The sequence below is a fragment of the Pseudomonas sp. V98_8 genome (assembly GCF_029967975.1).
Lineage (GTDB): Bacteria > Pseudomonadota > Gammaproteobacteria > Pseudomonadales > Pseudomonadaceae > Aquipseudomonas > Aquipseudomonas umsongensis.
This window is the reverse complement of the sequence record NZ_JASCAE010000007.1, coordinates 1-16710: the sequence shown is the minus strand read 5'-3', so window position 1 is coordinate 16710 and position 16710 is coordinate 1. Positions and strand designations below refer to the sequence as shown.

Below are 16710 nucleotides of genomic sequence, written 5' to 3'. Positions count from 1 at the left end.
AGCATGCGATCGAAGTTATTCATCACGGGCGGTAGCCTCTGCGGTAGTAGGGCTGGCGTATTCGGCCTTTAGATGACCGTTCTGGTCCAGCAACCAGGCGTCCATGACTTGACGCACCACCGGCGCGGCCACGCCGGAGCCGGATTCACCGTTCTCGACCATCACCGACACCACGATCTTCGGGTCGTCGGCCGGCGCGAAACCAACGAACAGGGCGTGGTCGCGATGACGCTCCTGGACCTTGGAACGGTCGTACTTCTCGCCCTGCTTGATCGCGACCACCTGGGCTGTACCACTTTTGCCGGCAATCCGGTATTGCGCGCCGATGGAGGCCTTGCGCGCGGTGCCTCGGGCGCCGTGCATGACCTGCTGCATACCATGGTTGACCCGCGTCCAGTCCGACGGATCGCGCAGGATGATGTCCGGCATCGGGTTCTCATCCACGGGCTTCTCGCCTTCGATGGTCCTGGCCAGGTGCGGACGGTTCCACACGCCTTTGTTGGCCACCAGCGCCGTGGCCTGGGCCAGCTGTAATGGCGTCGACTGCATGTAGCCCTGTCCGATCCCCAGAATCAGCGTTTCACCCGGGAACCACGCTTGTCGGCGGGTCGCACGCTTCCATTCCCGAGTAGGCATCAACCCCGGAGATTCCTCGAACATGTCCAGGGAAACCTTCTGGCCAATGCCGAACTTGGTCATGTACGCCGACAACCGATCGATCCCCAGCTTATGGGCCAGGTCATAGAAGTACGTATCGTTGGAACGCATGATTGCCGTATCGAGGTCGACAAAGCCATCGCCGGTACGGTTCCAGTTACGGTATTTGTGGTCGTAGTTGGGCAGCATGTAGTAACCCGGGTCGAACACCCGGGATGAAGCAGTCACCACACCCGCATCCAGCCCCGCGATCGCAACGGCCGGCTTGATGGTCGAACCCGGCGGGTACAGGCCACGCAGGACACGGTTGAACAGCGGCCGGTCGATGGAGTCGCGCAGCTCGGAATAGGCCTTGAAACTGATGCCGGTGACGAACAGGTTCGGGTCGAAACTCGGCTGACTGACCATCGCCAACACTTCGCCGGTCTTCGGATCCAGTGCCACCACCGCGCCACGACGACCACCGAGTGCAGCCTCGGCGGCTTCCTGCAGCTTGATATCCAGGCTCAGGACGATGTCCTTGCCGGAAATCGGTTCGGTGCGCTTGAGCACTCGCAACACACGGCCGCGAGCGTTGGTCTCGACTTCCTCGTAACCCACCTGGCCATGCAATTGCGGCTCGTAGAAACGCTCGATGCCGGTTTTACCGATGTGGTGAGTGCCGCTGTAATTGACCGGATCGAGCGACTTCAACTCTTTCTCGTTGATCCGTCCCATGTAACCCACCGAATGCGCGAAGTGCGCCCCCTGCGGATAGTGACGGACCAGCTGCGCGACCACTTCCACCCCGGGCAGGCGGAACTGGTTCACGGCAATGCGGGCGATCTGCTCTTCGGTCAATTCAAACAGGATCGGCACCGGCTCGAACGGCCGTCGCCCCTGGCGCATGCGCTTCTCGAAAATCACCCGGTCCTCGGGCGTCAGCTCCAGCACCTCGACGATTACATCGAGCACTTGCTGCCAATCGCCGGAGCGCTCGCGGGTCATGCTCAGGCTGAAGCTGGGCCGGTTGTCGGCAATCACTACGCCGTTGCGGTCGAAAATCAACCCGCGAGTCGGCGGAATCGGCTGCACATGGACGCGGTTGTTTTCCGACAGGGTCGAGTGGTATTCGTACTGGATGACCTGCAGGAAATACAGGCGCGCAATCAGCACACCAATCAGCAGCACCACCGCAATAGCCCCGAACACGACGCGGCCACGCACCAGACGGGCGTCTTTTTCGTGGTCCTTGATGCGGATCGGTTGGGACATGAGGGCAGAACTACTTGTGGTAAGGGTGGCCGGACAACACTGTCCAGGCACGATACAGCTGCTCGCCGATCAGGATTCGCACCAACGGGTGCGGCAACGTCAGCGGTGATAGCGACCAGCGCTGATCGGCACGGGCGCAGACTTCCGGCGCCAACCCCTCAGGGCCGCCGACCATGAAATTCACCGTGCGCGAATCCAGCCGCCAGCGATCGAGCTCGACCGCCAGCTGCTCGGTGCTCCAGGGCTTGCCGTGGACTTCGAGGGTGACAACGCGCTCATTGGGCCCGACCTTGGCCAGCATGGCTTCGCCTTCCTGACGGATGAAGCGCGCCACGTCGGCGTTCTTGCCACGGGTATTGAGCGGTATTTCCACCAGTTCCAGCGCCAACTCGGACGGAAGACGCTTGGCATACTCATGCCAGCCTTCTTCCACCCATTTGGGCATGCGTGAACCGACGGCGATCAGTCGCAGTCGCACAGCCGTTCCTTATTCCTGGTCTTTGTTGAGCTTGGTGAAATGCTCGTGACCAACTTCAGGGCTGTGGTGCTTGCCATCGGCGGCACGGCTCTGCTCGGCACCTTTCCACAAGCGCTCCAGGTCGTAGAACTGGCGGGCATTGGAGGTCATCATGTGGACGATCACGTCGTCCATGTCCAACAGGACCCAGTCGCTGTCGCCCTTGCCTTCTTCACCCAGTGGCTTGATGCCCAGGGCCTTGACCGCTTCGCGGACCTTGTCCAGCATCGCGCCGATCTGGCGGTTGGAAGTACCGGTGGCGATGATCATGTAGTCGGTGATGCTCTGCTTGTCGCGAACGTCGATGACCAGCACGTCCTGGGCCTTGACGTCTTCCAGGGCAGCGACGGCGATCTTGACCAGCTCGTCGCCTTTTGGCGGCTCGGCTGCCAGGACCTTCTCAGGCAGCGGGGCGCTCTTGAACGTGCCTTTGCGCTTAACTTTGTTTACGTCGTTGTTCGTCATATAAAACTCGTTTTGCTCGTATGTTCGGGCGCTTCAATACACGTTGTTGCCACGTGCCTTGAGGCACTCCTATTCAGTTCGACGCACGGTAAAGCCCGTGCGCATCGATGTAGGCCAGGACCGCGTCGGGCACCAGGAAACGTACCGACTTACCGCTGGCCAGCAGTTGACGGATCTGGGTGGCGGATACCGCGAGCGGCGTCTGCCAGACGAATGCAATCTGTCCGCTCGACCCTTTGAGGGCCAGCGGGTCGCTCACCGAGCGCGCTGCCAGCAGGTTGCGCAAGGCATCCGGCGGTTCGCTGTCGGCATCCGGGCGTTGCAACACCAGGATATGGCAATGCTGGAGCAACTCTTCCCAGCGGTGCCAAGTGGGCAGGCCGCAAAATGCGTCCCAGCCCAAAAGCAGAAAAACCTGGGTCTCGGCGGGCATTTCGGCGCGCATCGACTCCAGGGTATCAATGGTGTAGGACGGCTTGTCCCGCTGCAATTCGCGGGCGTCCACCACCAGCGGTGCCACTCCGGCTACCGCGCACTTGACCATCGCCAGCCGGTCCTTGGCCGATACCTGCGGCGTACCCCGGTGGGGTGGCCGGGCATTTGGCGTCAGGCGCAGCTCATCGAGCGCCAGGGTTTCGGCGACTTCCAGCGCACCACGCAAATGGCCGATGTGCACCGGGTCGAAGGTCCCGCCCAGTACGCCGATGCGTCTGGGTCGAGGCGCGCTGGCGGTTACCGGGGCTGACGGGTCGAAGTCGCCCAAGTCAGGCCGGCTCCTGTCCGCGCAACTGGCCATCACCCACTACCACGTACTTCTCGCAGGTCAAACCTTCGAGACCGACCGGGCCGCGGGCGTGCAGCTTATCAGTAGAAATGCCGATCTCGGCACCCAATCCGTATTCAAAGCCATCGGCGAAGCAGGTCGGGGTGTTGATCATCACCGACGAAGAATCGACTTCAGCCACAAAACGCCGGGTGTCGCCCTGGTGTTCGCTGACAATCGAATCGGTGTGATGGGAGCCGTAATGGTTAATGTGCTCGATGGCCTGGTCAAGCCCATCGACCACGCGGATCGACAGGATGGGCGCCAGATACTCGGTGCTCCAGTCCTCTTGCGTGGCCGGCAGGGCATCAATGATTGCCCGGGAGCGTTCGCAACCGCGCAGTTCGACGCCTTTTTCGCGGAACTGGGCAGCCATCGTCGGCAAGAAATCTTTCGCAACGGTTTGATCGACCAGCAGCGTTTCCATAGCACCACAGATGCCATAACGGTAGGTTTTGGCGTTGAATGCGATGCGCTGGGCCTTCGCCAGATCGGCGTGCTCGCCCACGTAAACGTGGCAGATACCGTCCAGATGCTTGATCACCGGCACTCGGGCGTCACGACTGACGCGCTCGATCAGGCCACGGCCACCACGGGGCACGATGACGTCGACGAATTCAGGCATGCTGATCAGGGCGCCGACGGCAGCGCGATCGGTGGTTTCGACCACTTGCACCACGGCGGCCGGCAAATCGGCCTCGGCCAGGCCGCGCTGGATGCAGGCGGCGATGGCACGGTTGGAATGAATGGCTTCGGAGCCGCCGCGCAGGATGGTCGCGTTGCCGGATTTCAGGCACAGGCTGGCGGCATCGATGGTCACATTAGGTCGCGATTCGTAGATGATCCCGATCACGCCCAGCGGTACGCGCATCTTGCCCACCTGGATACCCGACGGACGATAGCTCATATCGCGAATCGCACCGACCGGATCGGGCAGCGCCGCGACCTGTCGCAGGCCCACGATCATCCCGTCGATTCGCGCCGGGGTCAGCGCCAGACGCTCGAGCAGGGCCGGTTCCAGACCATTGGCGCGACCAGCCGCCAAGTCCAGCTCATTGGCAGCGGTCAATTCGCCGCGGGCAGCATCCAGCGCATTGGCAGCGGCCTGCAACGCGCGGTTCTTCTGCGCGGTACTGGCACGGCCGATGACGCGGGAAGCCTCGCGGGCGGCGCGACCCAAACGGGTCATGTAGTCAAGAACGGACTCAGTCATGGTCTGGAGTGGTCTTTGATTAGGTCTTGGTAAAGAGTAAAGCGGCAGATTATAGCTGTCGCGTCCGCCGACTAACAGCGGTGACGGGCGGATGGTCGAAATCGAGGGCAATTTGCCGACGTTCAGCCGGGATTAAGCCGCAAATTGTTATCATCGCGACTCACTCAGCCTTGATAAACGCTGCCCACCATGTCCAATTTGCCTGTTCATGTGCCCTCCGCGAGCCTGCCCAAGGGCCTCCCAGACGCGTTTTTCGACCGCGACGCGCAAATTCTAGCCCGCGACTTGCTGGGCAAAGTCATCCGTCATCGGGTCGGCGATCTGTGGCTCAGCGCGCGGATCATCGAGACAGAAGCCTACTATTGCGCAGAAAAAGGCAGCCACGCGTCCCTCGGCTATACGGAAAAGCGTAAGGCTTTGTTTCTGGATGGCGGGCACATCTATATGTATTACGCCCGCGGGGGCGACTCGCTGAACTTCAGCGCCCAGGGCCCGGGTAACGCAGTGCTGATCAAGTCCGCCTACCCTTGGGTCGATGAACTGAGCGGACCTTCGAGCCTGGCGCAGATGCTGCTGAACAACCCCGACGCCCAGGGCCGCCCTCGCCCGTCGCAAAAGCTTTGCGCAGGGCAAACGCTGCTGTGCAAGGCACTGGGCCTGAAAGTGCCGGTCTGGGACGCCAAGCGCTTCGACCATGAGGTGCTGCTGGTGGAAGACGTCGGCCAGACGCCCGCCCATGTTATCCAGGCTACGCGCCTGGGCATTCCCCATGGGCGCGACGAACACCTGATGTACCGCTTCGTTGACGCGGCCTATGCCGCCTATTGCACCCGGAACCCGCTGCGGCGAGGCCAGGTCGAAGGTCGCGACTACATCCTGCTGTGAGCCCGGTCCCTGTAGGAGCTGCCGCAGGCTGCGATCTTTTGCTTTTAAAGGGTCAAGATCAAAAGATCGCAGCCTGCGGCAGCTCCTACAGACGTTTGTGGTGTTGTGTAGATTTTGTTCGCCCGCCAAGGGCCACTTGAATTCAATGGAGTTGTTTTTATGGGCCCATGGCTCGATAGCGTGACCGGTTGGTTGACGGTCAACCCGCAATGGTTGGCGGCAGCGGTATTTATCGTGGCCTTTGTCGAGTGCCTGGCGATCGCCGGCCTGATCGTGCCGGGCACGGTATTGCTGTTCGCCGTGGCGGTACTGGCCGGCAGCGGCGCGCTGTCGCTGAGTGAAACGCTGCTGCTGGGGTTTCTCGCCGGTGTACTGGGCGACGTGGTCTCGTATTTCCTCGGCCGGCACTTCCATCAGAACATCCGGCGCCTGCCCGGCTTGCGTCATCACCCGGAATGGATTGCCGGGGCCGAGGCGTATTTCCAGCGCTATGGCATCGCCAGCCTGCTGGTCGGACGCTTCATCGGCCCCTTGCGCCCCATGTTACCGATGGTCGCCGGGATGTTCGACATGCCATTCCCACGGTTCTTTGCGGTCAGCCTGCTAGCCGGTGCGGGTTGGTCGGTGGCGTACCTGCTACCGGGATGGGCCACGGGCGCGGCGATTCGCCTGCCACTGCCCGAAGGCTTCTGGCCTGAAGCCGGCATCGTTGCCGGCAGCATTACGCTCATGATCGGGCTTAGCGCTACCAGCAGCCTGCGCCGCCATCGCAAGGCCACGGTGTTCATTGCCGGCATGAGCTTGCTGATTCTGGCGGGCCTGTTTATCGGCTATCCGCATCTGAATGCGCTCGACCAGGGCGTGATGACCCTGGTACAGGAACACCGCAGCCCGATGCTCGATGAAGTGGCGGTGGTCTTCACCCTCATCGGCGAATTCCGCAACATGCTGATCTTCAGCGCCTTGCTGGTGGTCCTGCTGTTGATTACGCGGCAATGGCGACAGCTGATCTTCGCCGGCACCACCCTGCTTTGCACCGCGATGGGCAACACCCTGACCAAACACTTCTTTGCCCGCGTGCGCCCGGAAGTATTGAGCGACCCGCTGACCAGCTACAGCATGCCCAGCGGCCACGCCTCCGGGTCATTTGCGCTGTTCCTGACCCTCGCCGTACTGGCCGGCCGCGGACAACCGCCGCGCATGCGCCTGACCTGGCTATTGGTGGCGTGCCTGCCGGCGCTGGCAATTTCCCTGTCGCGGGTTTACCTCGGCGCACACTGGCCGACGGATGTGCTGGCAGGAGCGATGCTGGCATCGTGCGTCTGCGCCGCGAGCCTGTGGCTCAGCCAACGCCAGACCTCGCTGAACGCCATGCCGCCAAAAGTCTGGTGGCTGGTGCTGCCGTCACTGGTGGCATTGTTCGGGTTCTTCGTATTGAGGCATTTGCCACATACGATGCTGCGGTACGCGTATTAGCCAAAAGCAAAAGATCGCAGCCTGCGGCAGCTCCTACAGAATGCATACCAAATTCATGTAGGAGTTGCCGCAGGCTGCGATCTTTTGGCCGCGTCAGGCAAACAACTCGCCCTGCAACTCATCCAGCAACGCCTGAATCGCATCCAGCCGCTGCTGCGGATCATCGAGTTGCAACAGGTCGATCTTGTCCACTTCGGCGAAGGGCAGCAGGTACGCCAGCTGGTTGGCCAGTGATTGCTGCCCTGCCGCTTCGGTGCCCATGTTCAGTGCTTCGACCATTGGATGTTCGGCCAGGGCCTTGAGCAAGGCCACCAGGTCGGCATCTTCGTCCTGCAGTGGTTGCTCGGGCTCGTCTTCCAGCCATTCAACTTCGGCAAGGATCAACTGGTCGCGCTGGACTTCGGTGGACAACACTTTGAACCGTCGCCCGCCCTCAACCCGAATACCCAGCAGGCCGTTGTCCTGCTGCTGAAAATCGGTGATACGCGCTTCACAACCGACCATGGCAAAGCCATGCGGCGCGATACCGACTTCACTTCCTTCAAGGATGCACACCACGCCGAAGCCGCCGCCCTGTTTCATGCAGCGACCGATCATGTCCAGGTAACGCGCCTCGAAGATCTGCAGGTCGAGGATGCAACCAGGAAACAGCACCGTGTTCAGCGGAAAAAGCGGCAGACTCATAGACATATTCCTTACACCACCATCGACACCGCCAACGGCAGGAATACCGCCGTGGCCACGCCCATCAAACTCATCGCCAGCGCCGCGAAGGCGCCGCATTCGTCACTTTCCTGCATCGCTACCGCAGTGCCCACCGCGTGGGCGGTCATGCCCAGTGCCATGCCGCGAGCCTCTGGACTGTGGACACCGAGCCGGGTCAACAGACTCGGACCCAAGATCGCCCCGATCACTCCAGTGATCAAGACGAACACTGCCGCCAGCGCGGCGACACCACCAATCTGCTCGGCCACCAGCATGGCGATAGGCGATGTTACCGATTTCGGCGCCATGGTCATCAGGATCATGTGTTCGGCCCCGAACCACCAGCCCAACAGCACTCCCAAGCAGGTGGCGACCACACCACCTATCACCAGCGTAGTAAATATCGGCCAGAACAACTGTCGAATCCGCCGTAGATTGAGGTAAAGCGGCACCGCCAACGCGACCGTCGCGGGGCCGAGCAGAATACTCAGGATCTCAGTGCTCTTGCGGTACTCGGCGTAGGTCAGGCCGCAGCCCACCAGCACGCCGATCACCAGCAACATGGAGACCAGCACGGGCTGCAAAAAGATCCAGCGGGTTTTCTCGAACGCTGCCAGTACCAGCTGATAGGCACCGAGCGTGATGCCGATACCAAACAACGGATGATGAATCACTGACGCCCAGGCGCCGTGCCAGTCAAGGATCATTGGCCTTCCTCAGGATGGACATGGCGCTTGACCATGCGCTGCATGAGGACGCCTGCGAACGCCATCGACAGCAACAATGACAACACCAGCGCCCCGACAATCGCCCAGAAATCGGCGGCGATGTCAGCGGCGTACACCATCACCCCCACGGCCGGCGGCACCAGCAATAACGGCAGGTAGCGCAGCAGGCTGCTGGCGGCAAGGTTCAACGGTTCGCCAACCTGGCCACGCCCGATCAGAAATATCAGTAACAGCAGCAGACCGATAATCGGCCCCGGCAGGAAGGGTAAAAACAAATGGTTGGTCGCGGTGCCGAGCAATTGGAACAGCACCAGCCAGGTCAGGCCACGTAACAACATCAATGATCCCCCGCAAAATCCGTCACCCGCATTGGCCGACGCATTATAAGCACGCTTGCGCTATGGATCGGCATTCGCCATAAGCATGGTCAGTTGACCGCGGCGTTTTGCCATGGTGATCTAAAGTGGTAATCCGGGAGGTCAAATCCCCCCACCTAAAAACTATAAAACCGATGAACCCAAGGAGAGTCTCAATGCCCTTTGTACCTGCTGCAGAGCTCAAAGATTATGTCGGCAAGGAACTCGGATGTTCCGAATGGCTCACCATCGATCAGGAACGCATCAACCTGTTCGCCGAAGCCACAGGGGACTTCCAGTTCATCCATGTCGACCCGGCCAAAGCCGCGCAAACGCCATTTGGCAGCACCATCGCCCATGGTTTCCTTTCACTGTCGCTGATTCCAAAATTGATGGAAGACATCCTCGTCATGCCCGAAGGCTTGAAGATGGTGGTCAACTACGGTCTGGATAGCGTGCGTTTCATTCAGCCGGTCAAGGTCGATTCGAAGGTGCGCCTCAAGGTCGAACTGTCCGAGGTCACCGAGAAAAAACCCGGGCAACTGCTGCTCAAGGCCATCGCCACACTGGAAATCGAAGGCATGGACAAACCGGCGTACGTCGCCGAATCCCTGTCACTCTGCTTCGTGTAAGCCCTGTCGGTGCGAAGCAGCACACGCTGTTTCGCACCAGATGCTTTTCTACCGGCTGTATATGGACACATGGCTGCGGCATACTCGGTCGCCTAATTGCCCGGAACCCGCTATGCGCCCACTTGCACTCCTCGCCTTGACCCTGATGCTCACCGCTTGCGGCGACGGCGAATCGCTATTGCCCGCGGACGCCCGCCTGCCGGACGGCGGACGCTATCGCGGAGACCTGGTCAACGGATTGCTGCAGGGCCAGGGCCGTATCGATTACCCGAACGGCAGCTGGTATGCCGGCGAGTTCGACCAGGGCCAATGGCATGGCCAGGGTGAGTGGCACGGCAGCAATGGCGAGGTTTATCGCGGCCAGTTCAAGCAAGGCTTGTTTGACGGCCAGGGAACCCTGACCACCAACGCCGGCAGCTACAACGGCGGTTTCAAGCTTGGCCGTCGCGACGGCGAAGGCACCCTCAAAGAAAACGGCATGCTCTACCGCGGCGAATTCAAGGCCGATCAATTTTCAGGGCTCGGTCGCCTGGAACTCGAAGATGGCAGTGCCTATCAGGGTCAATTCGCCCACGGCAAGCCCAACGGCGAGGGCCAACGCAGCGACGGCAGCGGCAATCAATTCACCGGACACTTCGTCGACGGCCAGCTGGAAGGTAACGGAACCTTCAACAGTGCGGAAGGTGACATGTATGTCGGCGGGTTCAAAAACAACCAATTGCACGGCAAGGGCCGTTATGAAAATGCCGATGGCGACGTATGGCTGGGTCAATTCAAGGAAGGCTCGCTCAACGGCAAGGGCGAATTGATCGGCGCCGACGGCAGCCACTACATCGGCCACTTCAGTGACTGGCGCTTCAGCGGCCAAGGTCGCTTGAACCTGGCCGACGGTAGTTTCTATACCGGGCAATTCGACAATGACACTTATTCCGGACGCGGCACCCTGGTCCTCACCGACGGCGCCGTACTCAGTGGCACCTGGATCAACGGCCAGCGCGTGCGCGACGCCGAAGGCAAATTACTGCCAGACACCCTCGAGCTGGGTCTGCTGGCCCAGGGACGCTTGCTCGAAGAAGCGTTTACCAACGTTCCAGCCTCAACCCCGGCGGTGGAGCTGTACACCCTGACCCTTGGCGGCGATGGCAAGCAGAGTGTTTTCCTGCGTGAATCGGACTATGTCGCGAACATGCTCACCAGCCGTTTCGGTGCCTATGGCCAAATCCGCCTGGTGAACCATCGCGACCACCTCGGCGACCGGCCGATGGCAACCCGCGAGAACCTGAGGCGCTCCGCCGTGACGCTGGCCGAACGCAGTGGCCCGGAAGACCTGATTTTCATCTACCTGACCAGTCACGGCACCAGCGAGCACGAACTGGTGCTCGACCAGCCGCGCATGGAACTGGCCGATCTGCCGGCCGACGAGCTGGCCGCCGTCCTGGCCCCACTGAAAAACCGCGACAAGATCATCGTGATTTCGTCCTGCTACTCCGGCGGTTTCATCCCCGCCCTGAAAGACGAACGCACCCTGATCATGACCGCCTCGCGCGCTGACCGCGTGTCTTTCGGTTGTTCCGAAGAAGCCAACTTCACCTACTTCGGCGATGCCCTGTTTGCCCGGGCACTGAACCAGACCGATGACCTGGAGCAAGCCTTCAAACTGGCCAAGGCCACCGTTGCCGAGCGCGAGCTGGCGGACAATTTCGAAGCCTCCGAACCGCAGATCTGGGCGCCTAAAACCGTGCTCTCGCACTGGCAACTGTTACGCAGGCAGCAGGCAAGAAAAGCCCTGCAAAGTGTTTCCATTGACAACAAGGATGCAAAGAACAACTAAGCTGAACAGTATCAAGGGAGAAACACTATGTACTTGACGCCTCAGCACGTGTTGCTTGCCGGAGCCACCGGATTAACCGGTGAACACTTACTTGATCGCTTGCTCAACGAGCCAACGATATCGCGAGTATTGGCCCCTTCACGCCGGCCACTGGCCGAGCATCCCCACTTGGAAAATCCGGTGGGCGATCCTTCTGAGTTTCTGCCGCAATTGAACGGCCGCGTTGACATCGCCTACTGCTGCCTGGGCACTACCATCAAACAGGCCGGCTCGGAGGAGGCGTTTCGCGCGGTGGACCTGGACATGGTGGTGGCTTTCGCCAAACGTGCCCGGGAGATGGGTGCCCGGCACCTGATCGTTATCAGCGCCCTGGGAGCCGATCGCAGATCCTCGATTTTCTACAACCGGGTCAAAGGCGAGATGGAACATGCATTGCGCGCGCAGAATTGGCCACAGTTGACCATCTGCCGTCCATCGTTGCTGCTGGGCGAACGCACTGAACCACGCCTGGGCGAGCAGTTCGCCGGGCCTTTGTCGAAACTGATTCCCGGCAAATACCGAGGCATAGAAGCCTGCCAACTGGCCCGCGCGATGTGGCGCCTCGCTCTGGAGGAGCAGGATGGGGTGCGGATTGTCGAGTCGGATGAGTTGAGGAAGTTGGGGAAATAGATCAAAAGATCGCAGCCTTCGGTAGCAACTACAGGGCGGCGATCTTTTGTCTTTACAACCCGCCGGTTGCCTGGAAACTCACCCCGATCACCGTCAGCAACGACAACGGCAGCAACAGCGTGTCCATCAACGCGCTGGCCGGCAGATCTACACCCGGATAGCTCGGTGCCTCGGCACCAAAACGGTCCATCGCGCAGCAGCCGCCATTGAGCGCATACCAATCCAGCCGCGTCCCGGAGTAGACCACTGGCGCTCCCGGCTTGGCAGCATCCAGCGTACGCGCCGTGGCACATCCCGCCAGCTGTAGCGCCAGCACAATCACCAGCAGCTTATTCATCGCTGCTCAGATGATATTCACCCCACCGCGGCAGCATGTCCTGGGGAATGCTCAGCAGATTGAGGATCCGCGCCACGACGAAATCGATCAGGTCGTCGATGGTTTGTGGCTGATGATAGAAACCCGGCGATGCCGGCAAAATCGTCACCCCCATGTTCGACAGCTTGAGCATGTGCTCCAGGTGAATGCTTGAATATGGCGCTTCACGCGGCACCAGGATCAACTGGCGGCGCTCCTTGAGCGTCACATCGGCGGCACGCTCGATCAGGTTGTTGCAGGCTCCCGTCGCGATGGCCGACAGCGTCCCGGTAGAGCATGGCACTACCACCATCGCCGCCGGCGCGCCGGAGCCCGAGGCCACCGGCGACATCCAGTCTTCCTTGCCGTAGACCCGAATCTGCCCGGCGGCGGCACCGGTGTACTCGGTAAGGAAGGCTTGCATCGCCTGTGGCTTGGGCGGCAGCGTGACGTCGGTTTCGGTAGCCATCACCAGTTGCGCGGCCTTGGAAATCAGGAAGTGCACTTCGCGGTCTTCGCGCACCAGGCAATCGAGCAGGCGCAAGCCGTACTGGGCGCCGGAAGCGCCGGTCATCGCCAGCGTGATGCGATCGGGACCGTTGCTCATTTGAGCGCCTCGGCCAGCTTGCCGTGCAGGCCGCCGAAGCCGCCGTTGCTCATGATCACCACGTGGGTGCCTGGCTGGGCCTGGCTCTTGACCCGCTCAATGATGCCTTCCAGCGAGTCGCTGACTATCGACGGTACCGTGCACAGTGCGGCGGTACCTGCCAGATCCCAGCCGAGATTGGCCGGTGCATACCAGATCACCTGGTCGGCATCGACCACGCTCTCCGGCAAGCCGTCACGGTGCGCGCCAAGCTTCATGGAGTTGGAGCGAGGTTCGATGATCGCAATCAACGGCGCATCACCAATGCGCTTGCGCAGGCCGTCGAGCGTGGTGGCAATGGCCGTCGGATGGTGGGCGAAGTCGTCATAGATGGTGATGCCTCGCACCTCGGCGACTTTTTCCATCCGTCGCTTCACGCTCTTGAACGCGCTCAAGGCGGCAATGCCCAGGGCCGGCGCCACGCCAACATGGCGCGCCGCGGCCAACGTGGCCAATGCGTTGGCCACGTTGTGCTGGCCAGTCATGTCCCACTCGACCACGCCTTGAGCGACGCCTTCGAACATCACTTCGAACTGCGAGCCATCGTCGCTGAGCAGCTTGACCTGCCATTGCCCGCCCGCACCGGTGGTTTGCACCGGGGTCCAGCAACCCATCTCGATGACGCGCAGCAAGGCCGGCTCGGTGGTCGGATGAATCACCAGGCCTTCGCTCGGGATGGTCCGCACCAGATGATGGAACTGGCGCTCGATCGCCGGCAGATCCGGGAAGATATCGGCGTGGTCGAACTCCAGGTTGTTCAGGATGGCCGTGCGCGGACGGTAGTGAACGAACTTGGAGCGCTTGTCGAAGAACGCGCTGTCGTATTCATCGGCTTCGATCACGAAAAACGGCGTGTCGCCCAGGCGCGCCGACACCGAGAAGTTTTGCGGTACACCGCCGATCAGGAAACCCGGGCTCATGCCTGCGTGCTCCAGCACCCAGGCGAGCATGCTGCTGGTGGTGGTCTTGCCATGCGTACCGGCTACCGCCAGTACCCAGCGACCTTGCAGCACGTGGTCGGCCAGCCATTGCGGACCGGAGACATAGGGCAGGCCTTTGTTCAGCACGTACTCGACCGCCGGGTTGCCTCGCGACATGGCGTTGCCGATGACCACCAGGTCAGGCGCCGGGTCCAGCTGCGCCGGGTCGTAGCCCTGGGTCAACTCGATACCCTGTGCCTCGAGCTGAGTGCTCATTGGCGGGTAGACGTTGGCATCGGAGCCGGTCACGTGATGGCCGAGCTCTTTGGCCAGGACTGCCATCGAACCCATGAAAGTGCCGCAGATACCCAGAATATGAATGTGCATAGTCGACCTCGTAAAACATGGCCGCAGGTTAGCTTAGGGGGGAAAAATTCGCACCTTTGTTTCGTCCTCAATGACGCCATTCGCGAGCAGGCTCGCTCCCACAGTAGATCTGGGTCAGCCCCCAAATTGTGGGTTCAACCCAACATCCTGTGGGAGCGAGCCTGCTCGCGAATGGACACGCAGCGGATTACCGGGCGATGCCGTGCTTGCGCAATTTTCGGTACAGGGTATTGCGACTGACCCCAAGCTGTTCAGCCGTATTCGTCATATGCCAGCGCGTATGCTCCAGCGCATTCAACAGCGCCAGGCGCTCGGCATCTTCCAGTGGATGCTCGCAGGGCTGTTCAATTTTCGGCATGACCACTTGCCGCACCTGACGAATCATCGCCGGCAGATCCTCCAGCGCGATTCGACCGCCGTCACACAACGCCGCCAGCGTACGCAACACATTGCGCATCTGCCGCACATTGCCCGGCCAGGCAAATCCCAACAACGCCTCACGCGCCGGTCCGTCGATCAATACGGTTTCTCCGCGCGTCTCTTCGGCCAGCAAGTAGTCGAGCAACTGCGATTTATCACTGCGCTCGCGCAACGCTGGTAACGCGACCTCCAAGCCATTGAGGCGGTAATACAGATCCTCGCGAAAACTGCCGTCCTGCACCCTCTCCAACAGATTGCGGTGTGTGGCACTGATGATCCGCACATTGACCGATTCCGGCTCGCCACCGATCGGCACCACTTGCCGATCTTCCAGCACACGCAACAAACGGGTCTGCAAGGCCAGGGGCATGTCGCCGATTTCATCGAGGAACAACGTCCCCCCGTCGGCCTGCTGCAGCTTGCCGCGCATGCCCTCCTTGCGTGCGCCGGTGAAGCTGCCGCCGCGGTAACCGAACAGCTCGCTCTCGATCAGGCTTTCGGGGATGGCCGCACAGTTGAGGGCGACGAAGGCTTTTTCCGCGCGCTGGCTGGCATGGTGCACGGCCTTGGCAAAGGCTTCCTTGCCCGAACCGGTTTCGCCGTTGATCAGCAATGGCACGTCCCGTTCGTATACGCGCAGGGCCTTGCGAAAATCCGCCTGCAAGGCCGGGTCACCCAGGCAGATACCCGACAGGTTCGGGCGCTCTTCAACCACCGGACCTGGCACCAACGGTACCGGGACTTTTCGCGATTGCCCACGTAACACGGCGAACAGATGGCGCCCGTCCCGGGTACGCAGCGGCCAGCTCGCGCTGGCATTGACGCTCGCGCGGCCGAGTAATTCGTCCAGCGAGCAGTCGAAAAATGCCTCCACCGGCTTGCCCAGCAAACCGCCACGGATATGCCCCAGCAGGTTCAGTGCGCTCTGATTGACCGCGCAGATCCGCCCTTCGCCGTCAAACGCCAGCAGCCCTTCGCTGAACAAGCCGACGGACTCGGCCTGCAGATGAAAACGCAGCAGCCATTGATTATCGAAACAACGCAGGAAATAGCAGCTCTCGATCATCTTCGCCGACAGATTGACCAAAGCCATGGTATGGAACTGACTTTGCCGCGATACCTCGTGCCGGGCAGAAGACACGTCGAGTACGGCCAGCAGCTCGCCGTGCGGATCGAATACCGGGCTGGCCGAGCAGGTCAGGCCGGTATGCCGCCCGCGAAAATGTTCATCCTGATGAATGGTCAGCGACTGGCGTTCCACCAGGCAGGTGCCGATGCCGTTGGTGCCTTCACAGGCTTCGCTCCAGTCTGCACCCAGCCAGAGGCCGGCGCGCTCGAAAATCTTGCGTTCGGCCGGCGCCGTCACGCAATTGAGGATCACGCCGCGGGCATCGGTCAACAGCACGGCATGGCCGGCACCGGAGAGCTGCTGATGCAGGCTGGTCATTTCATTGCCGGCGATGTGCAGCACTTGCTGCAAGCGTTCGCGACTTTCCAGTACGCGGCCATGTTCCAGCACCGTCGGCGCCATATTCAAGGCTGGGTCGAGGTGGTAGTCCTCAAGGCAGCGCAGCCAGGAACGGGCGATCGACGGGTCGCTACCAGGCCCCTGCAGGTGGGCCTTGCCCTGGGTGACGGTCAATACCTGCTGGGCATGGCGACTCAAATGGTTGTCGTGCATTTCTTATTATTCTCCCCCCGAAAGGTTCACGTTCCCTGTAGGAGCTGCCGCAGGCTGCGATCTTTTGATCTTGATCTTAAAAACAAAATC

At 61.1% G+C, this 16710-nt stretch carries 17 protein-coding genes; 5 read left to right on the top strand and 12 right to left on the bottom strand.

The genetic code is table 11. The annotated features are described in order from the left end of the window. Positions 1 to 15: 15 nt before the first annotated feature. From mrdA to QLG10_RS06670, 5 genes are all read right to left on the bottom strand, one after another. Complete coding sequence (mrdA, locus tag QLG10_RS06690; protein WP_188264369.1) at positions 16 to 1911, bottom strand: penicillin-binding protein 2; 1896 nt, start codon at positions 1909 to 1911, stop codon at positions 16 to 18. A gap of 10 nt (positions 1912 to 1921) precedes the next feature. Then, positions 1922 to 2389, bottom strand: coding sequence for a 23S rRNA (pseudouridine(1915)-N(3))-methyltransferase RlmH (rlmH, locus tag QLG10_RS06685; protein ID WP_007937439.1), 468 nt, complete (start codon positions 2387 to 2389; stop codon positions 1922 to 1924). Positions 2390 to 2398: 9 nt separating this feature from the next. Then, positions 2399 to 2893 (bottom strand): ribosome silencing factor, encoded by a 495-nt coding sequence (gene rsfS, locus QLG10_RS06680; RefSeq protein ID WP_020798760.1) that lies wholly within the window; start codon positions 2891 to 2893, stop codon positions 2399 to 2401. Positions 2894 to 2966: 73 nt separating this feature from the next. Continuing rightward, positions 2967 to 3689 carry a nicotinate-nucleotide adenylyltransferase gene (gene nadD, locus QLG10_RS06675; RefSeq protein ID WP_033044782.1) on the bottom strand — a complete coding sequence of 241 codons (723 nt, stop codon included), beginning with the start codon at positions 3687 to 3689 and terminating at the stop codon, positions 2967 to 2969. Continuing rightward, the gene (locus QLG10_RS06670) at positions 3658 to 4929 is read right to left on the bottom strand and encodes a glutamate-5-semialdehyde dehydrogenase (protein ID WP_110750895.1); all 1272 of its coding nucleotides are present in this window, start codon (positions 4927 to 4929) and stop codon (positions 3658 to 3660) included. The genes nadD and QLG10_RS06670 overlap by 32 nt, the downstream gene beginning before the upstream one ends. Before the next feature lie 189 nt (positions 4930 to 5118). Between QLG10_RS06670 and QLG10_RS06665 the strand changes: the two genes are divergently transcribed. Together QLG10_RS06665 and QLG10_RS06660 are read left to right on the top strand one after the other, a co-directional pair. Further along, a complete protein-coding gene (locus QLG10_RS06665; protein ID WP_248676966.1) occupies positions 5119 to 5814 on the top strand; it encodes a DNA-3-methyladenine glycosylase in 696 nt (231 codons plus the stop codon). A gap of 159 nt (positions 5815 to 5973) precedes the next feature. Next, complete coding sequence (locus tag QLG10_RS06660; RefSeq protein WP_282486310.1) at positions 5974 to 7290, top strand: bifunctional DedA family/phosphatase PAP2 family protein; 1317 nt, start codon at positions 5974 to 5976, stop codon at positions 7288 to 7290. Positions 7291 to 7383: 93 nt separating this feature from the next. On the opposite strand, the gene QLG10_RS06655 is transcribed toward QLG10_RS06660, so the two are convergent. From QLG10_RS06655 to QLG10_RS06645, 3 genes are read right to left on the bottom strand one after another with little or no spacing between them, the layout of a single operon-like run. Further along, positions 7384 to 7974, bottom strand: a complete 591-nt coding sequence (locus QLG10_RS06655; protein WP_110750889.1) for an LON peptidase substrate-binding domain-containing protein — start codon at positions 7972 to 7974, stop codon at positions 7384 to 7386. An 11-nt stretch (positions 7975 to 7985) separates the two neighbouring features. After that, complete coding sequence (locus QLG10_RS06650) at positions 7986 to 8702, bottom strand: LrgB family protein (RefSeq protein ID WP_248676964.1); 717 nt, start codon at positions 8700 to 8702, stop codon at positions 7986 to 7988. Beyond that, positions 8699 to 9061 carry a CidA/LrgA family protein gene (locus QLG10_RS06645; RefSeq protein ID WP_110750885.1) on the bottom strand — a complete coding sequence of 121 codons (363 nt, stop codon included), beginning with the start codon at positions 9059 to 9061 and terminating at the stop codon, positions 8699 to 8701. Before QLG10_RS06645 ends, QLG10_RS06650 begins: the two co-directional genes overlap by 4 nt. Before the next feature lie 194 nt (positions 9062 to 9255). Here QLG10_RS06645 and QLG10_RS06640 point away from each other — a divergent pair, with 194 nt between their 5' ends. From QLG10_RS06640 to QLG10_RS06630, 3 genes are all read left to right on the top strand, one after another. Continuing rightward, entirely contained in the window at positions 9256 to 9711 is a 456-nt protein-coding gene (locus QLG10_RS06640) for a MaoC family dehydratase (protein WP_248676963.1), read from the top strand. Between the two features lie 112 nt (positions 9712 to 9823). Continuing rightward, entirely contained in the window at positions 9824 to 11542 is a 1719-nt protein-coding gene (locus QLG10_RS06635; protein WP_110750882.1) for a C13 family peptidase, read from the top strand. Between the two features lie 27 nt (positions 11543 to 11569). Then, a complete protein-coding gene (locus QLG10_RS06630) occupies positions 11570 to 12211 on the top strand; it encodes an oxidoreductase (protein ID WP_033045415.1) in 642 nt (213 codons plus the stop codon). Positions 12212 to 12263: 52 nt separating this feature from the next. Here the strand turns inward: QLG10_RS06630 and QLG10_RS06625 are convergent, their stop codons facing one another. The 4 genes from QLG10_RS06625 to QLG10_RS06610 form a co-directional block, all read right to left on the bottom strand. Then, a complete protein-coding gene (locus tag QLG10_RS06625) occupies positions 12264 to 12548 on the bottom strand; it encodes a YceK/YidQ family lipoprotein (protein ID WP_110750880.1) in 285 nt (94 codons plus the stop codon). Further along, positions 12541 to 13173: a flavin prenyltransferase UbiX gene (gene ubiX, locus QLG10_RS06620; RefSeq protein ID WP_020798771.1), complete on the bottom strand. Its 633-nt coding sequence runs from the start codon at positions 13171 to 13173 to the stop codon at positions 12541 to 12543. The genes QLG10_RS06625 and ubiX overlap by 8 nt, the downstream gene beginning before the upstream one ends. Then, positions 13170 to 14519: a UDP-N-acetylmuramate:L-alanyl-gamma-D-glutamyl-meso-diaminopimelate ligase gene (gene mpl / locus QLG10_RS06615; protein ID WP_020798772.1), complete on the bottom strand. Its 1350-nt coding sequence runs from the start codon at positions 14517 to 14519 to the stop codon at positions 13170 to 13172. The genes ubiX and mpl overlap by 4 nt, the downstream gene beginning before the upstream one ends. A 187-nt stretch (positions 14520 to 14706) precedes the next feature. Continuing rightward, positions 14707 to 16620: a sigma-54-dependent Fis family transcriptional regulator gene (locus tag QLG10_RS06610; RefSeq protein ID WP_110750878.1), complete on the bottom strand. Its 1914-nt coding sequence runs from the start codon at positions 16618 to 16620 to the stop codon at positions 14707 to 14709. Between the last annotated feature and the right edge of the window lie 90 nt (positions 16621 to 16710).